Origin of the sequence: Streptomyces sp. NRRL S-455 (assembly GCF_000717875.1) — a bacterium.
Taxonomy (GTDB): Bacteria; Actinomycetota; Actinomycetes; order Streptomycetales; family Streptomycetaceae; genus Streptomyces.
Genome location: NZ_JOCT01000113.1, coordinates 1 through 212 on the forward strand (window position 1 = coordinate 1; position 212 = coordinate 212).

Here is a 212-nt window from a genome sequence, read left to right on the forward strand (position 1 = left end):
AGGTAGGCGGCGCCGGTTTTGAGGACGGCGAGCATGCTGACGATCGCGTCGAGCGACTTGGGCAGAGCGAGTGCCACGAACTGCTCCGCGCCCACGCCCTGCTGGAGGAGATACCGGGCGAGCTGGTTGGCGCGCGCATCCAGCTCCGCGTATGTCAGCGAGTCCCCGTCGCACACCACCGCGACCGTGTCCGGCGTCCGCAGGGCCTGCTC

General features: G+C 69.8%; 1 protein-coding gene. It reads right to left on the reverse strand.

Features of this window, described 5'->3' with window-relative positions; all coding sequences use genetic code 11:
- On the reverse strand, positions 1-212 hold a 212-nt coding region (locus tag IE97_RS39110), incomplete at both ends, for an AMP-binding protein (protein WP_037845574.1).